The following is a 20982-nucleotide window of genomic DNA, read 5'->3' on the forward strand; positions in this document are numbered from 1 at the left end:
CCCCCCCCCCCCCCGCACCGGGCCCCTGCACCGGGCCGGGGAGACCCGGCGGACACGCCGACTCCGGTCGCCGGGCGCGGAGTTCGTGGCCGTGGGACGGCCGTGGCAGCATCGTCCGCATGTTGCTGCGGTTCGTCCCCCCACCGTCCCGAAGACGGGCGGTGCCCCGCCTGTTCGCGGGGCTGCTCGTCGTCCTCGCCGTCCTGCTGACGGGCTGCTCGTCGCACCACACGAGCACCGGCACCGCCACCGGCAAGGCCGCCGGACCCGCCTCGCACGCCCCTGCCGCCCCGGCCACCCCCGGCTGGGCCAGGGGCATGGCCACCGTCCAGGCGTCCGCGCTGCCCGCCGAGGCCCGGCGGACCCTCGCCCTCATCGACAAGGGCGGGCCCTACCCCTACGCCCGGGACGGCATCGTCTTCGGGAACGTCGAGCGGCGCCTGCCGGGGCACCAGCGCGGCTACTACCACGAGTACACCGTCAAGACGCCCGGCTCGCGCGATCGCGGTGCCCGGCGCATCATCACCGGCAAGGCCGGGGAGATCTACTACACCGATGATCACTACAACTCGTTCCGGGCGGTGCTGAGATGAGCGAAGACCTGGCAGGGCGGCTCGTCGTCACCCTGGACCTCGACGGCGTCACCGACAAGGCCGGTCTGATGGACCGCGCCGCCCGGGCCCTGACCCTGCCCGACTGGTTCGGCCGCAACTGGGACGCGCTGGCGGACTCCCTGTCCGACCTGTCCGTATGGCCGCAGGAGGCCAAGAACGGTCTCCTCGTCGTGGTCACGGACTGGCAGGGCTACGCGAAGGCGCGGCCCGAGGAGTGGGAGACCGCCCAGGAGGTGTTCTCGCAGGCGATGCGCGTGATGCCGACGCTCACCGTGGCCCTCGCCCTTGGAGGATCCTCCTAGCTGATCCACGGTGGGCCTGGATGTTCTGTCGGGGCACGACTCGGCCCCCGACATGGGACAATGAAGTACGTGCTCTTTCCCCCTGGCACACCTGTCGGGGGGTCACCTCTGATCGACTGGGATGTGCGGCACGTGCGTTTCCTCAATGACATCCAGCCCCCGTACGACCTGACGTACGACGACGTGTTCATGGTGCCGAGCCGCTCCGCGGTCGGTTCGCGTCAGGGCGTGGACCTCAGCTCGCCGGACGGCACGGGCACCACCATCCCGCTCGTCGTCGCCAACATGACCGCCATCGCCGGCCGCCGTATGGCCGAGACCATGGCCCGCCGCGGTGGCCTGGTGGTCATCCCGCAGGACATCCCGATCGACGTCGTCACCGACGTCGTCTCCTGGGTCAAGAGCCGCCACCTGGTGCTCGACACCCCGATCGTGCTTGCCCCGCACCAGACCGTCGCCGACGCGCTCGCGCTGCTGCCGAAGCGCGCCCACAACGCCGGTGTCGTCGTGGACGAGGACCACCGTCCGGTCGGTGTCGTCACCGACGCGGACCTGACCGGTGTCGACCGCTTCACGCAGCTCGAAGTGGTCATGTCCAGGGACCTGCTCCTCCTCGACGCGGACATCGACCCGCGCGAGGCCTTCAACACCCTCGACCAGCACAACCGGCGCTACGCCCCGGCCGTCGACAAGGACGGCAAGCTGGCCGGCATCCTCACCCGCAAGGGCGCCCTGCGCGCCACGCTGTACACGCCGGCCGTGGACGCGAACGGCAAGCTGCGCATCGCCGCCGCCGTCGGCATCAACGGCGATGTCGCAGGCAAGGCCAAGCAGCTGCTCGACGCGGGCGTGGACACCCTCGTCATCGACACCGCGCACGGCCACCAGGAATCGATGATCAGCGCCATCAAGCTGGTGCGCGCGCTCGACCCCCAGGTGCCCATCGCCGCGGGCAACATCGTCTCCGCCGAGGGCGTCAAGGACCTGGTCGACGCGGGCGCGGACATCATCAAGGTCGGTGTGGGCCCCGGCGCCATGTGCACCACCCGGATGATGACCGGCGTGGGCCGGCCGCAGTTCTCCGCGGTCCTGGAGTGCGCCGCCGAGGCGAAGAAGTACGGCAAGCACGTGTGGGCCGACGGCGGTGTCCGCCACCCTCGCGACGTCGCCATGGCCCTCGCGGCCGGCGCGTCCAACGTGATGGTCGGCTCCTGGTTCGCCGGCACCTACGAGTCCCCGGGCGACCTGCAGCACGACGCCAACGGGCGCGCCTACAAGGAGTCCTTCGGCATGGCGTCCGCGCGTGCGGTGGCCAACCGCACGTCGGAGGAGTCGTCCTACGACCGCGCCCGCAAGGCGCTGTTCGAGGAGGGCATCTCCACCTCCCGCATGTTCCTCGACCCGGCCCGCCCGGGCGTCGAGGACCTGATCGACTCGATCATCGCGGGCGTCCGCTCGTCGTGCACCTACGCCGGTGCGGGCTCCCTGGAGGAGTTCGCCGAGAAGGCCATCGTCGGCATCCAGAGCGCCGCCGGCTACGCCGAGGGCAAGCCGCTGCACGCCAGCTGGAGCTGACCCTCAAGTCCCTTCCGCGCGGCCCCCGTTGAACCCGAGCCCGGGATCGACGGGGGCCGTCGGCGTGTTCAGGACGTCGCACAGCGGACCTGCGGGACGGTCGTGCAACGCTCGGCGGTCCGTGTGCAACGAATTGGCGTTCTGGACGGATGAACGCAATGATCATGCGGGGACGCGCAAGGTTGCTGCATTACGTCCGTGAAGGCGTGCCTCATAGGGTGCTCGTCTGTACGTGGCGTGGCGGGGACCCCGCTCGGTGGGTTCCTGCCCTGGCAGGGCTGCCCCCGGTCCCCGTCCCGCAATGACCGGCAGCGATAAGGAGCCAACGCGTGCTCGACCAAGGCGCACCCCCGCACGCCCGCCCAGCGACCGTCCCCGCGTCCCCGGGCGTCGCCGCGCGCCTCATGCGGCGCAAGCCCGTGGAACGCCTGGTCGCGGAGGGCGGTCAGGGTGAGGGAGGGCAGCTTCGGCGCTCCCTCGGGCTGTGGCAGCTGACCATGATCAGCATCGGTGCCACGCTCGGCACCGGGATCTTCGTCGTCCTCGGCGAGGCCGTCCCCAAGGCGGGCCCGGCCGTCACGCTCTCCTTCGTGATCGCCGGTCTCACCGCGCTGTTCTCGGCCCTGTCCTACGCCGAGCTGGCGGGCACCATCCCGGTCTCCGGTTCCTCGTACTCGTACGCATACGCAACCATGGGCGAACTGATCGCCTGGGTCTGCGGCTGGTGCCTGCTCCTGGAGTACGGCGTCTCGGTGGCCGCCGTGGCCGTCGGCTGGGGCCAGTACCTGAACGAGCTGCTGGACGGCACCATAGGCGTCACCCTCCCGGACGCCCTGTCGGCGCCGCCCGGCCAGGGCGGCATCTTCAACCTGCCCGCCCTGATCGTCGTCCTGCTCGGCATGGTGTTCCTGCTCGGCGGCGCCAAGGAGTCCGCGCGGGCCAACACCGTCATGGTGAGCGTGAAGATCGCCGCGCTGATCCTGTTCTGCGCCATCGGCTTCATGGGCTTCAAGTCCGGCAACTACGCCAACTTCATGCCGCTCGGCATGGCGGGCGTCAGCGCCGCCGGTGCCACGCTGTTCTTCTCGTACATCGGCTTCGACGCCGCCTCCACCGCCGGCGAGGAGGCGAAGAACGCGCAGCGCGACCTGCCGCGCGCGATCATGCTGTCGCTGGTCATCGTGACCGCGCTGTACGTCCTCGTCGCGGCCGTCGCAGTCGGTGCCTGGCCCTGGAAGAAGTTCAAGGACTCCGAGGCCGCGCTCGCGCAGATCATGACCGACGTCACCGGGCAGAGCTTCTGGGGCACGCTGCTCGCGTTCTGCGCGGTCATCGCCATCGCCAGCGTCGTGCTGACCGTGCTCTACGGCCAGACCCGCATCCTGTTCGCGATGGCCCGCGACGGCCTGGTGCCGGGGATCTTCGCCAAGGTCCACCCGAAGACCGGCGCGCCGCGCGCCAACACGATCATCGTGTCCGTGTTCTGCGGCGTCCTCGCCGCCGCGATCCCGCTGGGCCAGCTGGCGGACGCCACCAGCATCGGCACGCTGTTCGCCTTCGCGCTGGTCAACATCGCCGTGGTCGTACTGCGCCGGACCCGCCCGGCCATGCACCGCACCTTCCGCGTGCCGCTGTCGCCGGTGCTGCCCGCGCTGGGCTTCCTCTTCTGCATCTGGATGATGGGCAGCCTGTCCGAGGTCACCTGGATCGTGTTCGGTGTCTGGATGGCCGTCGGGCTCGTGTTCTACTTCGTATACGGCTATCGCCGTTCCCGTCTCGCGACCGGTGAGGAACTCGCGCCGGCGGCAGAGAAGTGATCGAACCGAAGAAGTGAACCACCCCCTGTGCTGAACGATCTCGACGAACGCATCGTGCACGCCCTCGCCGAGGACGCCCGCCGCTCCTACGCGGACATCGGGCAACTGGTCGGACTCTCCGCCCCGGCCGTCAAGCGGCGCGTCGACCGGCTGCGCGCCACCGGAGCCATCACCGGGTTCACCGTCCGGGTGGACCCGGCGGCGCTCGGCTGGGAGACCGAGGGCTACATCGAGATCCACTGCCGGCGCAACACCTCGCCGGAGACCATCCAGCGGGGGCTGGAGCGGTACCAGGAGGTCGTGGCCGCGTCGACCGTCACCGGCGACGCGGACGCGATCGCCCAGGTCTTCGCGTCCGATATGCGTCACTTCGAGCGGGTGCTGGAGCGCATCGCCGGAGAGCCGTTCGTCGAGCGGACCAAGTCGGTGCTGGTGCTGTCGCCGTTGCTGCGGCGCTTTTCTTCCGGGGCGCCGGGGTAGGGGGTCCCGCGGTTGCAGTCGAGCGCTTTCACGGGGCGCGGGGAACTGCGCACGCAACCACGACGCACCCGCACCCGGCACCCGGTAAGACCCCCCGAGCCCTATTCCGCCGTCTTCCGTGCCAGCGCATTGTTGCCGATCGAGTTGTGCACGCTGAAGCTCACCGCGTCCGAGCGGTAGCGGTCGTCCGACCACTCCACCGGCCGCCCCTCGCGGGTCGTGGTCACGCGCCGCACCCGCAGCAGCGGACTCGTCCGGCGGACCCCGAGCAGCTCGGCGTCCTGCGCGCCGCAGGCGACCGCGTCGATGATGTGCTCGCCGTACGCGAAGACGAGCCCCGTCTCGTCGTAGAGGCGCTGGGTGACGGACGGGCAGTCCGGTTCGATGGACTCGACCGCGGGGGAGATCCAGTCGGCGTACACCGTGCGTTCCAGGAGCACCGGCTCGCCGTCCAGGCCGCGTACCCGCAGTACGTGCAACACCGGTGTGCCGATGGGGAGTTGGAGGCGTACCGCGTCCTCCTGGGACGCGGGCCGGTACTGCTGGGCGACGACGTGGCCGGTGGCCTCGCGGCCCATCGCGCGGGCCCACTGGGCGAAGCTGCGCAACTCCTCGAAGCTCTGGCTGCGGCGGCTGGCCAGCACCACCCGGCGGGCGCCCTGGCGGGAGCCGATCAGCCCCTCGGACGTCAGGGTCGCGACGGCCTGGCGGACCGTGCCGCGCGAGACGCCGTAGTGCGCGGCCAGCTCCGACTCCGAGGGCAGCCGGCTGCCGACGGTGTACTCCTCGCGGTCGATGGCCCGCCGCAGCTCGTCGGCGATCTCCTCGTGGCGCGCGGTCATGCTTCCCCTCTGCATAGGTCGCTGTGCACAGCGTGACCAGCCTAATCGACGTATCCGGGTGATCCGTGTCAACTGTAAGTGTGCAGGGAAACTCGGGTTTGTGTTCGGCCGGTGTTAACGGAACAGACACCAGGGGCGGGCGTACTGGGGCCGACTTGTTCAGACAAGTTCTCCCACCCTCGCCATGTGTCCCCCTGGAGAGACCGTGACCGTGTCCCTGCCGAGAAACGCCGTCCTCGGCGGCTGCCTCGCCGTCGTCGCCGCGCTCGCCCTGAGCGCCTGCGGCGCCGCTCCCGACAACGCGTCGACCACCACCAAGGACGGCAAGAACGCCGCCACCGCCACCTCCGCCGCCGCCTTCGGCGGTATGGACGCCCTCGTCAAGGCGGCCAAGAAGGAGGGCACGCTGCACATCATCGCGGTGCCCCGCGACTGGGCCGACTACGGTGCGATCATCGACGGCTTCCAGAAGAAGTACGGCATCAAGATCGAGGACGAGAGCCCCGACGGCACCAGCCAGGACGAGATCAACGCCGTCACCTCCCGCAAGGGCCAGGACCGCGCTCCCGACGTGCTCGACCTGGGCTCGTCGTTCGCGCTGAGCGCCGCCCAGCAGGGACTGCTCGCGCCGTACGAGGTGGCCTCCTACGCCGACATCCCCGCGGCCCAGAAGGACCCGCAGGCCCGCTGGTACAACGACTACGGCGGCTACATCTCCATCGGCTGCGACGACAAGCGCGTCAAGGACTGCCCGACCAGCTTCAAGGACCTGCTCAAGCCCGAGTACAAGGGCCAGGTCGCCCTCAACGGCAACCCCACCAAGTCCGGCTCCGCCTTCGGCGGCGTCTACGCGGCCGCCCTCGCGAACGGCGGCTCGTTCGACAACATCCAGCCCGGCCTGGACTTCTTCGCCAAGCTGAAGCAGAACGGCAACTACACGCCCGTCGAGTCCACCCCGGCCACCGTCGAGAAGGGCGAGACGCCCATCTCCATCGACTGGGACTACCTCAACGCCGGGTACGCCGACGAGTTCAAGTCCAAGGGCCTGGACTGGAAGGTGAACATCCCCACCGACGGCCAGTACGCCCAGTACTACTCCCAGGCCGTCAACAAGGACGCCCCGCACCCGGCCGCCGCCCGCCTGTGGCAGGAGTACCTCTACAGCGCCGAGGGCCAGAACCTGTGGCTCAAGGGCTACGCCCGCCCGGCCCTGATGGCCGCCCTGGAGAAGGCCGGCACGCTCGACAAGACGGCCGCCGCCAGGCTGCCCAAGGTCAGCGGCACGCCCTCCTTCCCGACCGAGACCCAGCAGAGCAAGGCCAAGACGGTCATCGCTCAGGGCTGGGGGAAGGCCGTCTCCGGATGACCGCCGCTCTCCCGCGTGCGGACGTGGCGCCCGTCGCTTCGGCGAAGCGGCGGCGCCGCGCCCCCGGCTGGCTCGCCGTCGTACCGCTGCTGGTCTTCGCGGCCATCGCCTTCGGCCTGCCCGCCTTCGCCATCCTCGACGGCGCCTTCACGGTCGGGGGGCACTACGGGACGACGAACCTGACGGACTCGCTCCAGGGGCCGTACCTCACCTCCCTGCTCGGCAGCGTCAAGCTGTCCGCCCTCGCCGCCCTGCTCGGCGCGCTGCTCGGGCTGCCGCTCGCCCAGGCCGTGGTCGGCTCCCGCTCCCGCTGGCTGCGCGAGGCCGTGCTGACCGCCTCCGGTGTGCTCGCCAACTTCGGCGGCGTCCCGCTGGCCTTCGCCTTCGTCGCCACCCTCGGCAACGCGGGCGTCCTGACCGTGCGCCTCGGCCTGAAGGACAGCGGCTGGAACCTCTACAGCTTCTGGGGCCTGGTCCTCGTCTACCTGTACTTCCTCATCCCGCTCATGGTCCTCACCATCACCCCCGCGCTGGACGGCCTGCGCGCCCAGTGGCGGGAGGCCGCGCGGAACAACGGCGCGACCGGCGTGCAGTACTGGCGCCATGTCGCCCTGCCCGTCCTCGCGCCCTCGCTGCTCGGCGGACTCGTGCTGCTCTTCGGCAGCGCCTTCGCCGCCTACGCCACCGCCGCCGCCATGGTCGGCAGCGCGGTCCCGCTGGTCACCCTGCAGATCGCCGACGCGCTGTCCGGCAACGTGCTGGTCGGCCAGGAGAACATCGCGCTCGCCCTCAGCCTCGACATGGTCCTGGTGGCCGGTCTGGTGATGGCCGTGTACCTGCCCCTGCAACGCCGGAGCGCCCGATGGCTCGACGCCTGACCCCCTGGCGCTGGGCCGTCCTCGGCCTCGCCGCCCTGTACTTCCTGGTGCCGCTCGGCGCCTCCGTCGTCTTCACCGTCGACGAGCCCGGCCGGGGCATCTCCTTCGACGCCTACACCAAGATCCTCTCCACCGACGGCTTCGTCTCCAGCCTGCTGCTCTCGCTGGAGCTGGCCCTGGCCACCATCGCCGTCGTGCTGCTGCTGATGGTGCCCGCCATGGTCGCCCTGCGGCTCGGCGCGCCCCGGCTGCGGCCGGTGGTGGAGATCGTCTGCTCGCTGCCGCTGGTGGTGCCGCCGATCGCGTTCGTGGCGGGCATCGTCAGCGTGCTGAAGTGGGGCCCCGACCAGTTGTCGCGCACCCCGCTGTTCGAGACGTTCGTCGCGATCCAGAACCCGAGCTTCCCGGTCGTGCTCGTCCTCGCCTACGTCGTGATGGCGCTGCCCTTCGTGTACCGGGCGCTGGACGCGGGCCTGCGCGCCATCGACGTGCGCACCCTGGTCGAGGCCGCCCGCAGCTGCGGCGCCTCCTGGCCGCAGGCGCTCGTCCGGGCCGTGCTGCCCAACATCCGTGGCGCGCTGCTCAACGCGGGCTTCCTCACGCTGGCCCTGGTGCTCGGCGAGTTCACCGTCGCCCAGCTGCTCGGCTACCAGCCCTTCGCCGTGTGGATCTACAACGTCGGCGGCTCGCAGGCCCAGATGTCCGTCGCCGTCTCCGTGCTCAGCCTGCTCGTCACCTGGGCCCTGCTCCTCGCGCTCGCCGGCGTTGGCGGCGGACGCAACCGAACCGCGAACTCCCGGGGATGACACCGACCATGACCGCCACCACCCTTGAGAAGGCCACGGCCGAGAAGGCCGCGACCGTCGAATTCCGTGCCCTGCGAAGGGAGTTCGGGGCCACCGTCGCCCTCGACGGACTCGACCTCACCGTCCGCCCGGGGGAGTTCCTCGCCCTCCTCGGCCCCTCCGGCTGCGGCAAGACCACCGCGCTGCGCATGCTCGCCGGGTTCGAACACCCCGACTCCGGCGCCGTGCTGGTGGACGGCGAGGACGTCACCCATGTCCCGGCCCACCGCCGCGACGCCGGGATGGTCTTCCAGTCGTACAGCCTCTTCCCGCACCTGAACGCCGTCGACAACGTCGCCTTCGGGCTGCGCATGCGCGGTGTCCGCACGGGCGAACGGCGCTCGCGCGCCGCCGAGTTGCTGGACCTGGTCGGCCTCGGCGACAAGGGCGAGCGCTACCCGCACCAGCTCTCCGGCGGCCAGCAGCAGCGCATCGCGCTGGCCCGCGCCCTCGCGCTGCGCCCGCGCGTGCTGCTCCTGGACGAGCCGCTGTCCGCGCTCGACGCCAAGGTGCGGCTCACCCTGCGCGAGGAGATCCGCCGGCTCCAGCAGGAACTCGGCATCACCACACTGTTCGTGACGCACGATCAGGAGGAGGCCCTGTCGGTCGCCGACCGGGTCGCCGTGATGCGCGCCGGCCGCCTCGAACAGTGCGCCGAACCCGCCGAGTTGTACGGCCGCCCCGCCACCGCCTTCGTCGCCGAGTTCGTCGGCACGATGAGCCGGATCCCGGGCGAGCTGGCCGACGGCACCGTCCAGGTGCTCGGCCGGCGGCTGCCCGCCGACGGCAACGGCGACGTGCCCGACGGCCCGGTGGACGTGCTGGTGCGCCCCGAGGCCCTCCACGTCTCGGCCGACGAGCTGGGCGCCGCCCGCGTCGTCGCCACCGCCTTCCTCGGCGCGGTCGTCCGGGTCACCGTACGGCTCGCCGACGGCACCGAGGCCAAGGCCGACCTGCCCGCCCACGACACCGCCGGACTCGGCGCGGGCGCCGCCGTCACCGTGTCGCTGCCCGAGCGGGCCGTGCTGGTGGCCGAACGCATCCAGAAGTGAGGACTGACCCGAACGTGACCCCCCACACCCACCAACTCCCGCCGCAGGCAGTCCTGTTCGACATGGACGGCACGCTCGTCGACACCGAGCGGCTGTGGTGGGAGGCGGTCGAGCAGGTCGCCGGGCGGCCGCTGACCGAGGCCGACCAGCCCGAGGTCCTCGGCCGTCCCGTCGAGCACACCGCCGACTGGCTCGGCGCGGTCACCGGCCGGTCCGCCGGGGACCTCGCCGCCGACCTGCACCGCGAGTTCGCCGACCGCGTCCGCACCGGCATCGTGCCCCGCCCCGGCGCCCTGGACCTGCTGGCCGCGCTGGCCGCCGTCGGCGTCCCCACCGCCCTGGTCACCGCGTCCCCGCGCGCGGTCGCCGACGTCGTCCTCGACGCACTGGGATCCGGGTGGTTCGCGGCCTCCGTCACCGCCGACGACACGCCCCGCACCAAGCCCGCCCCGGACCCGTACCTGGCCGCCTGCCGCGCGCTGGGGGTCGAGCCCACCGCCTGCGTCGCCGTGGAGGACACCGAGACCGGGGTCGCCTCCGCCGAGGCCGCCGGCTGCGCCGTACTCGCCGTACCCTCGCTCGCCCCGATCGGCGCGGCACCCGGCCGGACCGTGCGGGACAGTCTCGCGGGGGTCACGGTCGAGGAGCTCGGGCGGATGGTGACGCCCGAACTGCGCGTGATGAGCTGGAATCTGTGGCTCGGCGGCATCATGGTCGACGACCACCGGGCCAAGCAGCTCAAGGTCATCCTGGAGAGCGGCGCCGACGTCGTCGGGCTCCAGGAGACCGCCGGTACGGCCGCCCAGGAGCTGGCCGAGGCCCTCGGCTGGCACCACCACCGGGCCGGCGAGAACCTCGGCGTCCTCAGCCGTCACCCGATCACCGCCCGCCTCGGCGACCCCGACGTCGGCTTCTACGGCGCGGCCGGTGTCCGCATCGCCGTCGCGCCCGGCCACGAAGTCGACGTGTGGACCGCGCATCTGCACTACACGCCGTACGGGCCCTACGAGTCCGCCTTCGACGGGCTGCCGGCGGCCGAGCTGATCGCCCACGAGGTGGTCCGGCTCACACAGATGCGGGACACCCTGCGCCGGATCGCCGAGTCGTCCGCCGACGGCGTCCCGGTCGTCCTCGTCGGCGACTTCAACTGCCCCTCGCACCTGGACTGGCCGCACGTGGCCTGGCCGGTGACGAAGGCGGCCGAGGAGGCGGGCTTCGCCGACTCCTACCGCGAGGCCCACCCGGACCCAGCCGCCGCGCCCGGGCACACCTGGTCGCCGATCCACGCCGTGCACGAGGACGGCAGCGGGCGGCCCGAGCCGCAGGACCGGATCGACTACGTCCTGCACCGGGGCCTGACCGTGCGGGACGCGCGCACCCTCGTCACCGGCAGCCCGCGCCCCTGGCCGGACGTGACGGACAACGACTGGCCCTCGGACCACGCGGCGGTCGTCACGACCTTTGCCCCGACCCCGAGGTGACCCGGGGTTACCGCAGGTCACCATTGCGGCACGGAGATCGATCCCGTAGGGTCTGCCGCGCTCTCTACTGACTGGTAACACCGGCAGGTACCTCATGCGCTGGCCCCTCCGCCGCCCCACCACCGTCCGCACGCGGATCGTGGCGCTCGCGCTCGCCCCGGCCGTCGCGCTGATGGCGCTGTGGAGTTTCGCCATGTGGTCCGTCACCGGCGAACTGCGCGCACTGGTCCGGGTCCAGGGGGTGTACGACGACTTCGGCACCCCCGTGGACACCGCGATCGGACAGCTCCAGATCGAGCGCCGGATGTCCGCCGCCTACCTGGGCAGCCGCCTCGACACGGCCGCCGCCGGGCAGTTGCTCGGCCAGCAGCGCCGTACCGACCAGGCCGTCGAGGCCATGAAGCGGGCGGTCCAGGGCGGGGACCGCAGCCGGCTCACGGCACGTCAGCGCCAGGCCCTGGACTCCGTGGTCGCGGCCACCGGCCGGCTGGAGGCGCTGCGCGAGCGCGTGCTGAACCGGCAGATCACCTGGGACCAGGCCGTCACCCGGTACAGCGCGCTCGTCGAGCCCGGCTTCGACGTGCAGTCCACCCTCACCGCCCTCCAGGCCGGCCAGCTCGCCCGCGAGGCCCAGGTCGTCATCGAGCTGGTGCGGGTGCGGGAGTTCGTCTCCCGGGAGGACGCGCTCGTCGCCGGGGCGCGGGCGGCCGGCACGCTGACCGGCGGGCAGTACGACACGCTGACCGCGACCATCGAGGACCGGCGCGTCTTCGAGCGGACGTACGTACCGGACCTGCCCGCCGACTCGCGCGGCCTGTTCGAGGACTTCCAGCGCGGCGACCTGTACCGCTCGCTGACCCGGGGCGAGGACGCCCTGCTGCGGGCCGGTGCCTCCGGTGCCGGGAAGGCGGTCGCCGCGGACACCTGGCGTTCGACCGTCGACCGGGCCGTCGTCCGCTACCGGGAGCTGTGTACCAGCTCCGCCGAGAACTCCGCCGCGCGCGGGCGCTCCTTCGCCTACCAGGAGCTGATCAAGGCGGCGGTGGTCGGCGGGGCCGGGCTGGCCGCCGCAGGGGTGTCGCTGTGGTTCGCGGTGCGCGGCGCCCGGCGCATCTCGCGGCGCCTGGAGACCCTGCGGGACGCGGCCGACGTCCTCACCCGCGACCAGCTTCCCGACGTCATGCGGAGGCTGAGCGCCGGGGAGGACGTGGACGCGGGGGCGGCGGCGCCACCGCTGGCCGCCGACGCGCTCCACGACGACGAGATCGGGCAGGTCGGCCGCTCCTTCAACGCCGCCCGGCTCGCCGCCGTCGAGGCCGCCGTCCAGCAGGCCGGGCTGCGGCGCGGGCAGTTCGCGGTGCTGCTCACCATCGCGCGCCGCAACCAGGCGCTCGTGCACCGGCAGCTCAAGCTCGTCGACACGCTGGAGCGGCGCACCGAGGACCCGGACGTGCTGCGCGAGCTGTTCCGCATCGACCACCTCACCACGCGCATGCGACGGCACGCGGAGAGCCTGATCATCCTCTCCGGTGCCGCGCCCGGCCGCCGCTGGCGCCGGCCGGTGCCGCTCGCCGACGTCGTCGCCTCGGCGGTCGGGGAGATCGAGGACTACGCGCGCGTGGTGGTGCCGCCGATGCCCGAGGTGGGCGTGGCCGCGGACGCCGTCGCCGACGTCGTCCACCTCGTCGCCGAACTCCTGGAGAACGCCACGGTGTTCTCGCCGCCGCACACCCAGGTCACCCTGCGCAGCGGGCGGGTCGGCAGCGGGTTCGTCCTGGAGATCGACGACCGCGGGCTCGGCCTCGACGCCGACGCCCGCGACGGGGCGTACGCCACCCTCACCGCCCCCGACGCCTTCGACCCCACCCGCCACGACCGGCTGGGCCTCTACGTCGTCGGCCGCCTCGCCGCCCGCCACGGCATCGAGGTCAGCCTCCGGGACTCGCCCTACGGGGGGACGACGGCGCTGGTGCGGTTGCCTTCGGCGGTGCTGGCGGAGGTCACCGCGGCGGAGCCCACCGTGGTGGCGCAGGAGCCGGTGCCGGCGGGCGGAGGGCGAACCGCGGGAGCGCTGGGCGCGGTACGGGAACTGCCGGTCAGGAACGCCGCGGCACGCGGCCGGTCGGCCGACGACGCGGTCGTGCAGGAGCTGCCCGCCAGGGGCCCGGCCCTGCGGGGACTGCCCCCCGGGGAGGGCGACGGCGACGTACGGCGGCTGCCCTCCGGGGACGGGAACGTACGAGGTCTGCCCTCCGGGTACGGCGACGTACCCGCGCTGCCGACCAGGAAGCGGACCGGACCCTCGGCCACCGGGCGGCCGGCACCGGCGCCGGAGCCGTCCGCCGCCGAACCTCCCGCCGCATCGCACGCTCCGGCCCGGCCCGCCCAGGACCCCGTCCCCGCCCTCCCTACCCGCACCCGGCAGGCCTCCCTCGCCCCCGAGCTGCGGGACGACCCGCCGACGCCTTCGGACCCGCCCGAGCGCCAGGTGGACGCCGACGAGATGCGGGCGATCTTCGGCGCCTTCCAGCGAGGGCTCGACCGCGGCCGCAGGGGTCTGCCCACGCACCACGAGACGGCCTCCGGCACCGGAGGCGACACCCCCCACGCAGGCGAAGCAACCACCGACGCCCACGAAGGGACGGAGACCGACGATGACCGGTGACGAACAGCCCGGTGACGAACACGGGCCCGAGCGGTCCGCCGTGCCCGGCGCGGCGGTCGGCACGGATCTCGGCTGGCTGCTGGACGACCTCGTGGCGCGCACCGGCGACGTCCGGCAGGCCGTGCTGCTCACCGCCGACGGACTGCCGCTCAGCAGCTCCGACGGCATGCGGCGGCGCGACATCGAGCACCTGGCCGCCATCTGCTCCGGCTTCCACGGCCTCGCCCGCTCGGCGGGCGAGCGGTTCGCCGCGGGCGCGGTGCGCCAGACCATGGTGATGCTCGACGACGCCTACCTCTTCATCACCCCGGCCGGCCACGGCACCCGGCTCGCCGTCCTCAGCGAGGCCCGCACCGACGTCGGCCAGCTCGCCCACGAGATGGCCCTGCTCGTCCGCCGTCTCGGCCGTCACCTGGACACGGCCGCCCGCACGGGCTCCTGATCCCACCGTGAGCGACGAGCACTGGTACGAGGACGAGACCGGGCAGCTGGTGCGCCCCTACACCGTGACCCGGGGCCGCACCCGGCCCTCCGGTGCGCACGCCATCGACCTGATGTCCCAGGTCAGCGCGGTGGAGACCGAGGGGCCGGGGCCGGACATCGACCACGCCCGCGCCGCCCTGCTCGACCTGGTCCGGCGTGGTCGGCGCCCCGTCGTGGAGCTGGCCGCGGACGCCGACCTGCCCCTGACCGTGCTGCGGGTCCTGCTCGGCGACCTGGCCGAGGCGGGCCTGATCCGCATCGACGCGCCCCGCCGCTCCCCGGCGGGCGGTCCGGGCGCCGACCCGGGACTGCTGCGCGAGATCGTGGCACGGTTGCGTGAGATATGAGCCGGTCCGGCAACTCTTGTAACGGGCATGTACGAGGCGGGTGGCGGGCGGAACGGACCAGGCACCCGCGACGGTCTCAGCGGGTGGCACGTGACCAGTGCCGCTCACGCTCGTTGCGTGAGGGGACAACGCTCTGAAGGGGAACCATGCGCGTCCAGAAGCTCTCCCTGCTCGTCGTCGCCGCCGTCGCGGGCCTGTCGCTCACCGCCTGCTCGGGAAGTGACAGCGGCTCCTCCGCAAAGAGCGACTCCTCCGCCCCGAGCCAGAGCACCGGCTCCCAGGACTCCGGCACGCAGAGCACCGGCGGCAGCGGCGCGGCCACCGGCAAGGGGACCGGTACGGGCACCGGCACCGGCCAGGCCGGTACGAACGGCGGTGCGGTCGCGGGCGGCGGCTCGGGCGCCTGCAAGACCGCCCAGCTCGCGTTCAGCACCTCCGGCGGCATGGCCGAGGGCGAGCTGATCGTGAACCTGAAGAACACCGGCTCCGCCACCTGCGCCCTCAAGGGCTTCCCGGGCGCCGACCTGAAGAGCAAGGACGGCAGCATCAGCGCCAGGCGCAGCTCGGTCGCCCCCGTGCCGGTACGCGTCAAGCCCGGCGAGGAGACCCGGTTCACGCTGCACTACCCGCCGAACAACTCCGGCGGCACCGGCGAGACCTTCACCACCCTCGTCGTCACCCCGCCGGGCGAGACCCACTCCCACAGCCTGCCGGTCGGCGTCAACGTCCCCGTCACGGACGGCAGCGGCGGCGCGATCACCGTCGACCCCGTCGGCACCGGGAAGTAGTACCCGGGAGCAACCGCCGCGCCGCGTCCCCCGACGTCACCCGTGCCCCGTCCGCCACCTGCGCCCCAGGAGGACGGGGCACCGTCGTGCGGGGCGCGCAACGAATCGCCGTATCGCCCCCTGTGCACGCAACGAACCGCGCACAGGCGCGCAACGGCTTCTTCTTGTCCGGCCGAGCGCGCCGACCGTACCGTCTTCGTGGCCCCCAAAGTCCCTCTCCGGTGAGGATCACGCATGCGCACCGCCCTGCTCCAGAGCTCCGGCCGCCCCGGCTCGACCGTCGAGAACCTGAAGGTCCTCGACGCCGCCGCGGGCCGGGCCGCCGCCGCGGGCGCCGCGCTGCTCGCTGCCCCGGAGATGTTCCTGACCGGCTACGCGATCGGCGACGACATCGGCCGCCTCGCCGAGCCCGCCGACGGCGACAGCGCCGACGCGATCGCCGAGACCGCGACCCGGCACGGCATCGCGATCGCCTACGGCTACCCGGAGCGCGACGGCGGATGCGTCCACAACTCCGCCCAGCTGATCTCCGCCGACGGCATCCGCCTCGCGAACTACCGCAAGACCCACCTCTTCGGCTGCTTCGAACGGGACCACTTCACGCCCGGCGACCAGCCGGTCGTCCAGGCCGAGCTGAACGGCCTGACCGTGGGCCTGATGATCTGCTACGACGTCGAGTTCCCGGAGAACGTCCGCGCCCACGCCCTGGCCGGCACCGACCTCCTGGTCGTCCCGACCGCGCAGATGCACCCCTTCCAGTTCGTCGCCGAGTCCCTCGTGCCGGTACGCGCCTGGGAGAACCAGATGTACGTCGCGTACGTCAACCGGGTCGGCCGGGAAGAGGAGTTCGAGTTCGTCGGGCTGTCCGTCCTCGCCGGTCCCGACGGAGTCGCCCGTACCCGGGCCGGCCGCGGCGAGGAGCTGGTGTTCGCCGACGCCGACCCGGCCTTCCTGGCCGCCTCCCGTGAGGCCAACCCGTACCTGGAGGACCGCCGCCCCGGTCTGTACGGGTCCCTGATCTGACATCCCGCCGAGTCTTCCCCCGAACTTTCCCCGAACTTCTGAACTTCGCCCCCGAGTTCTTCCGCGCAAGGAGTCCGTACCCCATGACGTCCACGGTGCCCAACGCCGTCGAGCACACCGACGGGCAGCAGCCGCCGATCACCATGTTCGGCCCGGACTTCCCGTACGCCTACGACGACTTCCTCGCCCACCCGGCGGGCCTCGGCCAGATACCCGCGACCGAGCACGGCACCGAGGTCGCGGTCATCGGCGGCGGGCTGTCCGGCATCGTGGCCGCCTACGAGCTGATGAAGATGGGCCTCAAGCCCGTCGTCTACGAGGCCGACCAGATCGGCGGCCGGCTGCGCACCGTCGGCTTCGACGGCTGTGACGCGTCGCTCAACTGCGAGCTGGGCGCGATGCGCTTCCCGCCGTCCTCGACCGCCCTGCAGCACTACATCGACCTGGTGGGTCTCCAGACCCGGCCGTTCCCCAACCCCCTCGCCGAGGCGACGCCGTCGACCGTCGTCGACCTCAAGGGCGAGTCGCACTACGCCGAGACCGTCGACGACCTGCCCCAGGTGTACCGGGACGTCGCCGAGGCCTGGAACAAGTGCCTCGACGACGGCGCCGACTTCTCCGACATGAACCGCGCCATGCGCGAGCGGGACGTGCCGCGCATCCGCGAGATCTGGGCGAAGCTGGTCGAGAAGCTCGACAACCAGACCTTCTACGGCTTCCTCTGCGACTCCGAGGCGTTCAAGTCCTTCCGGCACCGCGAGATCTTCGGCCAGGTCGGCTTCGGCACCGGCGGCTGGGACACCGACTTCCCGAACTCCATCCTGGAGATCCTGCGCGTCGTCTACACCGAGGCCGACGACCACCACCGCGGCATCGTCGGCGGCTCCCAGCAGCTGCCGCTGCGCCTGTGGGAGCGCGAGCCGGAGAAGATCGTCCACTGGCCCTACGGCACCTCGCTGAAGTCCCTGCACCCGCACGGCGAGCCGCACCCGGCCGTGACCCGGCTGCACCGCACCGCGGGCAACCAGATCACCGTGACGGACGCGAACGGCGACATCCGCACCTTCAAGGCGGCCGTCTTCACCGCCCAGTCCTGGATGCTGCTGTCCAAGATCGCCTGCGACGACTCGCTCTTCCCGATCGACCACTGGACCGCCATCGAGCGCACCCACTACATGGAGTCCAGCAAGCTGTTCGTGCCGGTCGACCGGCCGTTCTGGCTGGACAAGGACGAGGACACCGGCCGGGACGTCATGTCGATGACGCTCACCGACCGTATGACGCGCGGGACGTACCTGCTGGACGACGGACCCGACAAGCCCGCCGTCATCTGCCTCTCCTACACCTGGTGCGACGACAGCCTGAAGTGGCTGCCGCTGTCCGCGAACGAGCGGATGGAGGTCATGCTGAAGTCGCTCGGCGAGATCTACCCGAAGGTCGACATCAGGAAGCACATCATCGGCAACCCGGTGACCGTCTCCTGGGAGAACGAGCCGTACTTCATGGGCGCGTTCAAGGCCAACCTGCCCGGTCACTACCGTTACCAGCGGCGCCTGTTCACGCACTTCATGCAGGACCGGCTGCCCGCGGACAAGCGGGGCATCTTCCTCGCCGGCGACGACATCTCCTGGACGGCCGGCTGGGCCGAGGGCGCCGTCCAGACCGCGCTGAACGCGGTCTGGGGCGTCATGCACCACTTCGGCGGCACGACCGACGCGGCGAACCCCGGCCCGGGCGACGTCTACGACGAGATCGCCCCGGTGGAGCTTCCCGAGGACTGACCAGGTCCGGCGGGAGCGGTGACCAGGGCGCGGGCGGCCGGCCTCAGACTCCGGCCGCCCGCGCCTTTTCGAAGATCTCGGCGGCGACGTCCTTCAGCTCCTCCGCGTCCCGCGCGCCGCTCTGCACGTCGATCAGGAACTCGTCGATGCCCATCTCGGTGAACGACACGAGGTCCGCCACGATCTGGTCGACGCTGCCCTGGAAGGTCCTGCGGTCGGCGCCGTCGTGGGGCTTCGCCTCCAGGGCGGTGTTCACCCGCAGCACCGCCCGGATCGGCTTCGTGCGGCCCCGCTCCTCGGCCAGCTCCCGCAGCTGCCGCCACTGGGCGCCGACCTGCTCGGTGCTGAAGCCCGCCGGGAGCCATCCGTCGGCGTGGTCGACCAGCCGCCGGAAGGCCCGCCGGTTGCTCGCGGCCAGCAGGATCGGAATCGGGCGCACGGGCTTGGGCCCGACCACGGCGGACGCGATCTTCGTGAGGGAGCCGTCGTAGACGACCGGATCCGGGCCCCACACCGCCCGGCTCACCTCGATGATCTCGTCCAGCACCTTGCCGCGCTCCGCGAAGGGCCGCACGGAGGAGGCCGCGTACTCGTCGAGGGACCAGCCGGTGCCGAGGCCGGCGAGCACCCGGCCGCCGCTCGCCACGTCCAGCGAGGCGAGGGCCTTGGCGAGCTGGAACGGCACGTGCAGCGGCGCCACCAGGACGCTGGAGCCCAGCTCCGCCCGCTCGGTGGCCGCCGCGGCCAGGGTGAGGGTGACCAGCGGGTCCGCCACGTTGCGGTACTCGTCCGGCCAGGGCACGCCGTCCATGCCGTACAGCCCCTGACTGGCGGGCTCGGGGAACAGGGCCCGCTCGAAGACCCACAGGCTCTCGTACCCGAGCCGCTCCGCGGCGCGGGCCACGTCGGGCACGTCCGAGCCGAGGGAGTACTGCCGCATCTGGGGAAGACCGAGACCGAGCCGTGCTGCCATGACCGCTCCTTACGACGGATGACGGGACGCCGGACGACAACGTACGGAGCGGACCCGGCTGTTCCACGGCGGCTCGCGCGAGGGTCTGGATCCAGCCAGTTGCCTCGTGCAGTCGGCAGTCGGCAGTCGGCAGTCGGCAGTCGGGGGTCGGGGACCGGGGGTCGACGGCGGACAGCCGGCGACCGGATCGGCGCGGGGATCAGATCAGCTCGGGGAGCGGGGTGAGCAGCATCCGGCCCGCGAACCCCACGGCCGCGTCGAGCCGTTCGGTGAACTCGTCGGCGACGTCGCCGCAGTGGCGCAGCGCCCACAGGGCCCGCGCCGCCACCCAGGCCGCGTCCCGGGCCCGCTCCAGACTCCAGGAGCCCAGCAGATGGGTGAGCGGATCGGCGATCTGGAGCAGATCGGGGCCCGGCATCAGATCCTCGCGCACCCGCTCCTCCAGCGATACGAGGAGCTCGCCCACGCGGTCGAACTCGTCCTCCAGATCGGCCGGTTCGCACGCGAGCGGACGACAGGCGTCCACCACGGCGAGCGCCAGGTCGTGCCCGATGTGCGCGTTGATGCCCGCCAGGGCGAACTGCAGCGGCCGTACCCCGGGATGGCCGCGGAGCTGGAACAGCGGGCGCCAGCACGCGGGCGGGCGACGGCCCGCCGACGCCGCGTCGACGGCCGCCAGATAGCGCCGCGCGAACCGCACGTCCAGCGCGATCGCCGCCCGCGGGTCCGGGAACTCCCCGGCGTCCAGGCGCCGGTCGACCTCCTCGGTGACGGTGAGGTAGACGCGGTTGAACACGGCGACCCCGTCGCGCTCGGGCAGGGCCGCGTCGATCGCGCGCATCCGGGCGATCACCGTGTCGACGGGAGTGGTGAAGTGTTCCAACTGCGCCATGGGGGAAGGGTCCCAGCCCTGGGCCGGGCGGCGAGCCGACCGGCCCGGTGCTTCGCCGGAACGGGGGAACGGAGCACCACGGGTGCGGCCGGGAGGGGGAACGGCACGGTGTCAGGCCCACGTGTCCGGCCCCTCGCACGACGCCGGGCCGCGCGCCGGCGTGCCGTGCGGCGCGCGGCGATGGTCGCACCGGCCTCGGCGGTGGCCGTGATCGGCTCGGTCACGGGCATGCTCACGGCGACCGGCCACGCAGACGGGCACGGCCACGACGCCGACCGGGCCGTACCGGCGGCGACCCGCGCGTCCGTACCGGCGCCCCGGTCCGCCGCCCCGGAACCGGAACCGTCACCGAGCACCCCGGAGCCGAACCCGCGACGCACGCCCCCCGCCTCCGCCCCCACCCGGACCGCGAGGCCGCGGCCGGCCGCCCCCGCTCCGCCCCTCCTCTACCGCCACCCCGGCTCCCAGGTACTGGACTGGGTCCGCGCCCATCCGGGTGATCCGCGGACGGCCCTCATCGCGGCGCGGATCGCCGACCAGCCGGCCGCGGTGTGGTTCACGGATCCGGACACCGGCGCGATCGCCGCCCGGGTGCGCGCGGTCACCGCGGGCGCGGCGGCCCGGGACCGCGTCCCGGTACTCGTGCCGTACGCGATCCCGGACCGCGACTGCGGCGGCGCCTCGGGCGGGGGAGCGCCGGACCTCGCCGCGTACGACGCCTGGATCGACGCCTTCGCGCGGGGGCTAGGGCCTGTCGTCACATTCCCGTCTGCCCCAC

General features: G+C 72.5%; 19 protein-coding genes and 1 pseudogene. 17 read left to right on the plus strand and 3 right to left on the minus strand.

The annotated features are described in order from the left end of the window. Positions 1 to 119: 119 nt before the first annotated feature. The 5 genes from BIV23_RS00035 to BIV23_RS00055 all read left to right on the plus strand — a co-directional run bounded on the left by BIV23_RS00035 (position 120) and on the right by BIV23_RS00055 (position 4788). Positions 120 to 593, plus strand: a complete 474-nt coding sequence (locus BIV23_RS00035) for a guanyl-specific ribonuclease (protein ID WP_071378586.1) — start codon at positions 120 to 122, stop codon at positions 591 to 593. Continuing rightward, on the plus strand, positions 590 to 916 hold the full coding sequence (locus BIV23_RS00040) for a barstar family protein (protein ID WP_071378587.1): 327 nt from the start codon (positions 590 to 592) through the stop codon (positions 914 to 916). Before BIV23_RS00035 ends, BIV23_RS00040 begins: the two co-directional genes overlap by 4 nt. Positions 917 to 1048: 132 nt before the next feature. Then, positions 1049 to 2491: a GuaB1 family IMP dehydrogenase-related protein gene (locus tag BIV23_RS00045; RefSeq protein ID WP_071378609.1), complete on the plus strand. Its 1443-nt coding sequence runs from the start codon at positions 1049 to 1051 to the stop codon at positions 2489 to 2491. A gap of 329 nt (positions 2492 to 2820) precedes the next feature. Beyond that, entirely contained in the window at positions 2821 to 4308 is a 1488-nt protein-coding gene (locus BIV23_RS00050; protein WP_071378588.1) for an amino acid permease, read from the plus strand. Between the two features lie 27 nt (positions 4309 to 4335). Next, complete coding sequence (locus tag BIV23_RS00055; protein WP_067129751.1) at positions 4336 to 4788, plus strand: Lrp/AsnC family transcriptional regulator; 453 nt, start codon at positions 4336 to 4338, stop codon at positions 4786 to 4788. Positions 4789 to 4889: 101 nt separating this feature from the next. Here the strand turns inward: BIV23_RS00055 and BIV23_RS00060 are convergent, their stop codons facing one another. Next, positions 4890 to 5630 carry a GntR family transcriptional regulator gene (locus BIV23_RS00060; protein WP_071378589.1) on the minus strand — a complete coding sequence of 247 codons (741 nt, stop codon included), beginning with the start codon at positions 5628 to 5630 and terminating at the stop codon, positions 4890 to 4892. Between the two features lie 205 nt (positions 5631 to 5835). Between BIV23_RS00060 and BIV23_RS00065 the strand changes: the two genes are divergently transcribed. From BIV23_RS00065 to BIV23_RS00115, 11 genes are all read left to right on the plus strand, one after another. After that, positions 5836 to 6996 carry an ABC transporter substrate-binding protein gene (locus BIV23_RS00065; protein ID WP_071378590.1) on the plus strand — a complete coding sequence of 387 codons (1161 nt, stop codon included), beginning with the start codon at positions 5836 to 5838 and terminating at the stop codon, positions 6994 to 6996. Next, entirely contained in the window at positions 6993 to 7874 is an 882-nt protein-coding gene (locus BIV23_RS00070) for an ABC transporter permease (protein WP_071378591.1), read from the plus strand. Before BIV23_RS00065 ends, BIV23_RS00070 begins: the two co-directional genes overlap by 4 nt. After that, positions 7859 to 8680, plus strand: a complete 822-nt coding sequence (locus BIV23_RS00075) for an ABC transporter permease (protein WP_071378592.1) — start codon at positions 7859 to 7861, stop codon at positions 8678 to 8680. The genes BIV23_RS00070 and BIV23_RS00075 overlap by 16 nt, the downstream gene beginning before the upstream one ends. 8 nt (positions 8681 to 8688) lie before the next feature. Next, on the plus strand, positions 8689 to 9771 hold the full coding sequence (locus tag BIV23_RS00080) for an ABC transporter ATP-binding protein (RefSeq protein ID WP_071378593.1): 1083 nt from the start codon (positions 8689 to 8691) through the stop codon (positions 9769 to 9771). Positions 9772 to 9785: 14 nt separating this feature from the next. Then, positions 9786 to 11252 (plus strand): HAD-IA family hydrolase, encoded by a 1467-nt coding sequence (locus BIV23_RS00085; RefSeq protein WP_071378594.1) that lies wholly within the window; start codon positions 9786 to 9788, stop codon positions 11250 to 11252. 94 nt (positions 11253 to 11346) lie between these two features. Next, entirely contained in the window at positions 11347 to 13917 is a 2571-nt protein-coding gene (locus BIV23_RS00090; protein ID WP_071378595.1) for a sensor histidine kinase, read from the plus strand. After that, the gene (locus BIV23_RS00095; protein WP_071378596.1) at positions 13907 to 14359 is read left to right on the plus strand and encodes a roadblock/LC7 domain-containing protein; all 453 of its coding nucleotides are present in this window, start codon (positions 13907 to 13909) and stop codon (positions 14357 to 14359) included. Before BIV23_RS00090 ends, BIV23_RS00095 begins: the two co-directional genes overlap by 11 nt. Before the next feature lie 7 nt (positions 14360 to 14366). After that, entirely contained in the window at positions 14367 to 14747 is a 381-nt protein-coding gene (locus tag BIV23_RS00100; protein WP_071378597.1) for a DUF742 domain-containing protein, read from the plus strand. A 146-nt stretch (positions 14748 to 14893) separates the two neighbouring features. Beyond that, on the plus strand, positions 14894 to 15535 hold the full coding sequence (locus BIV23_RS00105) for a DUF4232 domain-containing protein (protein WP_071378598.1): 642 nt from the start codon (positions 14894 to 14896) through the stop codon (positions 15533 to 15535). 234 nt (positions 15536 to 15769) lie between these two features. After that, on the plus strand, positions 15770 to 16558 hold the full coding sequence (locus BIV23_RS00110) for a carbon-nitrogen hydrolase family protein (protein ID WP_071378599.1): 789 nt from the start codon (positions 15770 to 15772) through the stop codon (positions 16556 to 16558). An 83-nt stretch (positions 16559 to 16641) separates the two neighbouring features. Then, positions 16642 to 18339: a flavin monoamine oxidase family protein gene (locus tag BIV23_RS00115; protein WP_071378600.1), complete on the plus strand. Its 1698-nt coding sequence runs from the start codon at positions 16642 to 16644 to the stop codon at positions 18337 to 18339. 43 nt (positions 18340 to 18382) lie between these two features. Here the strand turns inward: BIV23_RS00115 and BIV23_RS00120 are convergent, their stop codons facing one another. Both BIV23_RS00120 and BIV23_RS00125 read right to left on the minus strand, forming a co-directional pair. Then, on the minus strand, positions 18383 to 19312 hold the full coding sequence (locus BIV23_RS00120) for an LLM class F420-dependent oxidoreductase (protein WP_071378601.1): 930 nt from the start codon (positions 19310 to 19312) through the stop codon (positions 18383 to 18385). 199 nt (positions 19313 to 19511) lie between these two features. Then, positions 19512 to 20204, minus strand: coding sequence for a DUF5995 family protein (locus tag BIV23_RS00125; RefSeq protein WP_071378602.1), 693 nt, complete (start codon positions 20202 to 20204; stop codon positions 19512 to 19514). Between the two features lie 180 nt (positions 20205 to 20384). Between BIV23_RS00125 and BIV23_RS53755 the strand changes: the two are divergent. Continuing rightward, positions 20385 to 20954, plus strand: a pseudogene (locus BIV23_RS53755) (glycoside hydrolase family 6 protein); the annotation flags it as partial. Positions 20955 to 20982: the final 28 nt, after the last annotated feature.

Source organism: Streptomyces monashensis, from assembly GCF_001866665.1.
In the GTDB taxonomy this organism is placed as follows: Bacteria; Actinomycetota; Actinomycetes; order Streptomycetales; family Streptomycetaceae; genus Streptomyces; species Streptomyces monashensis.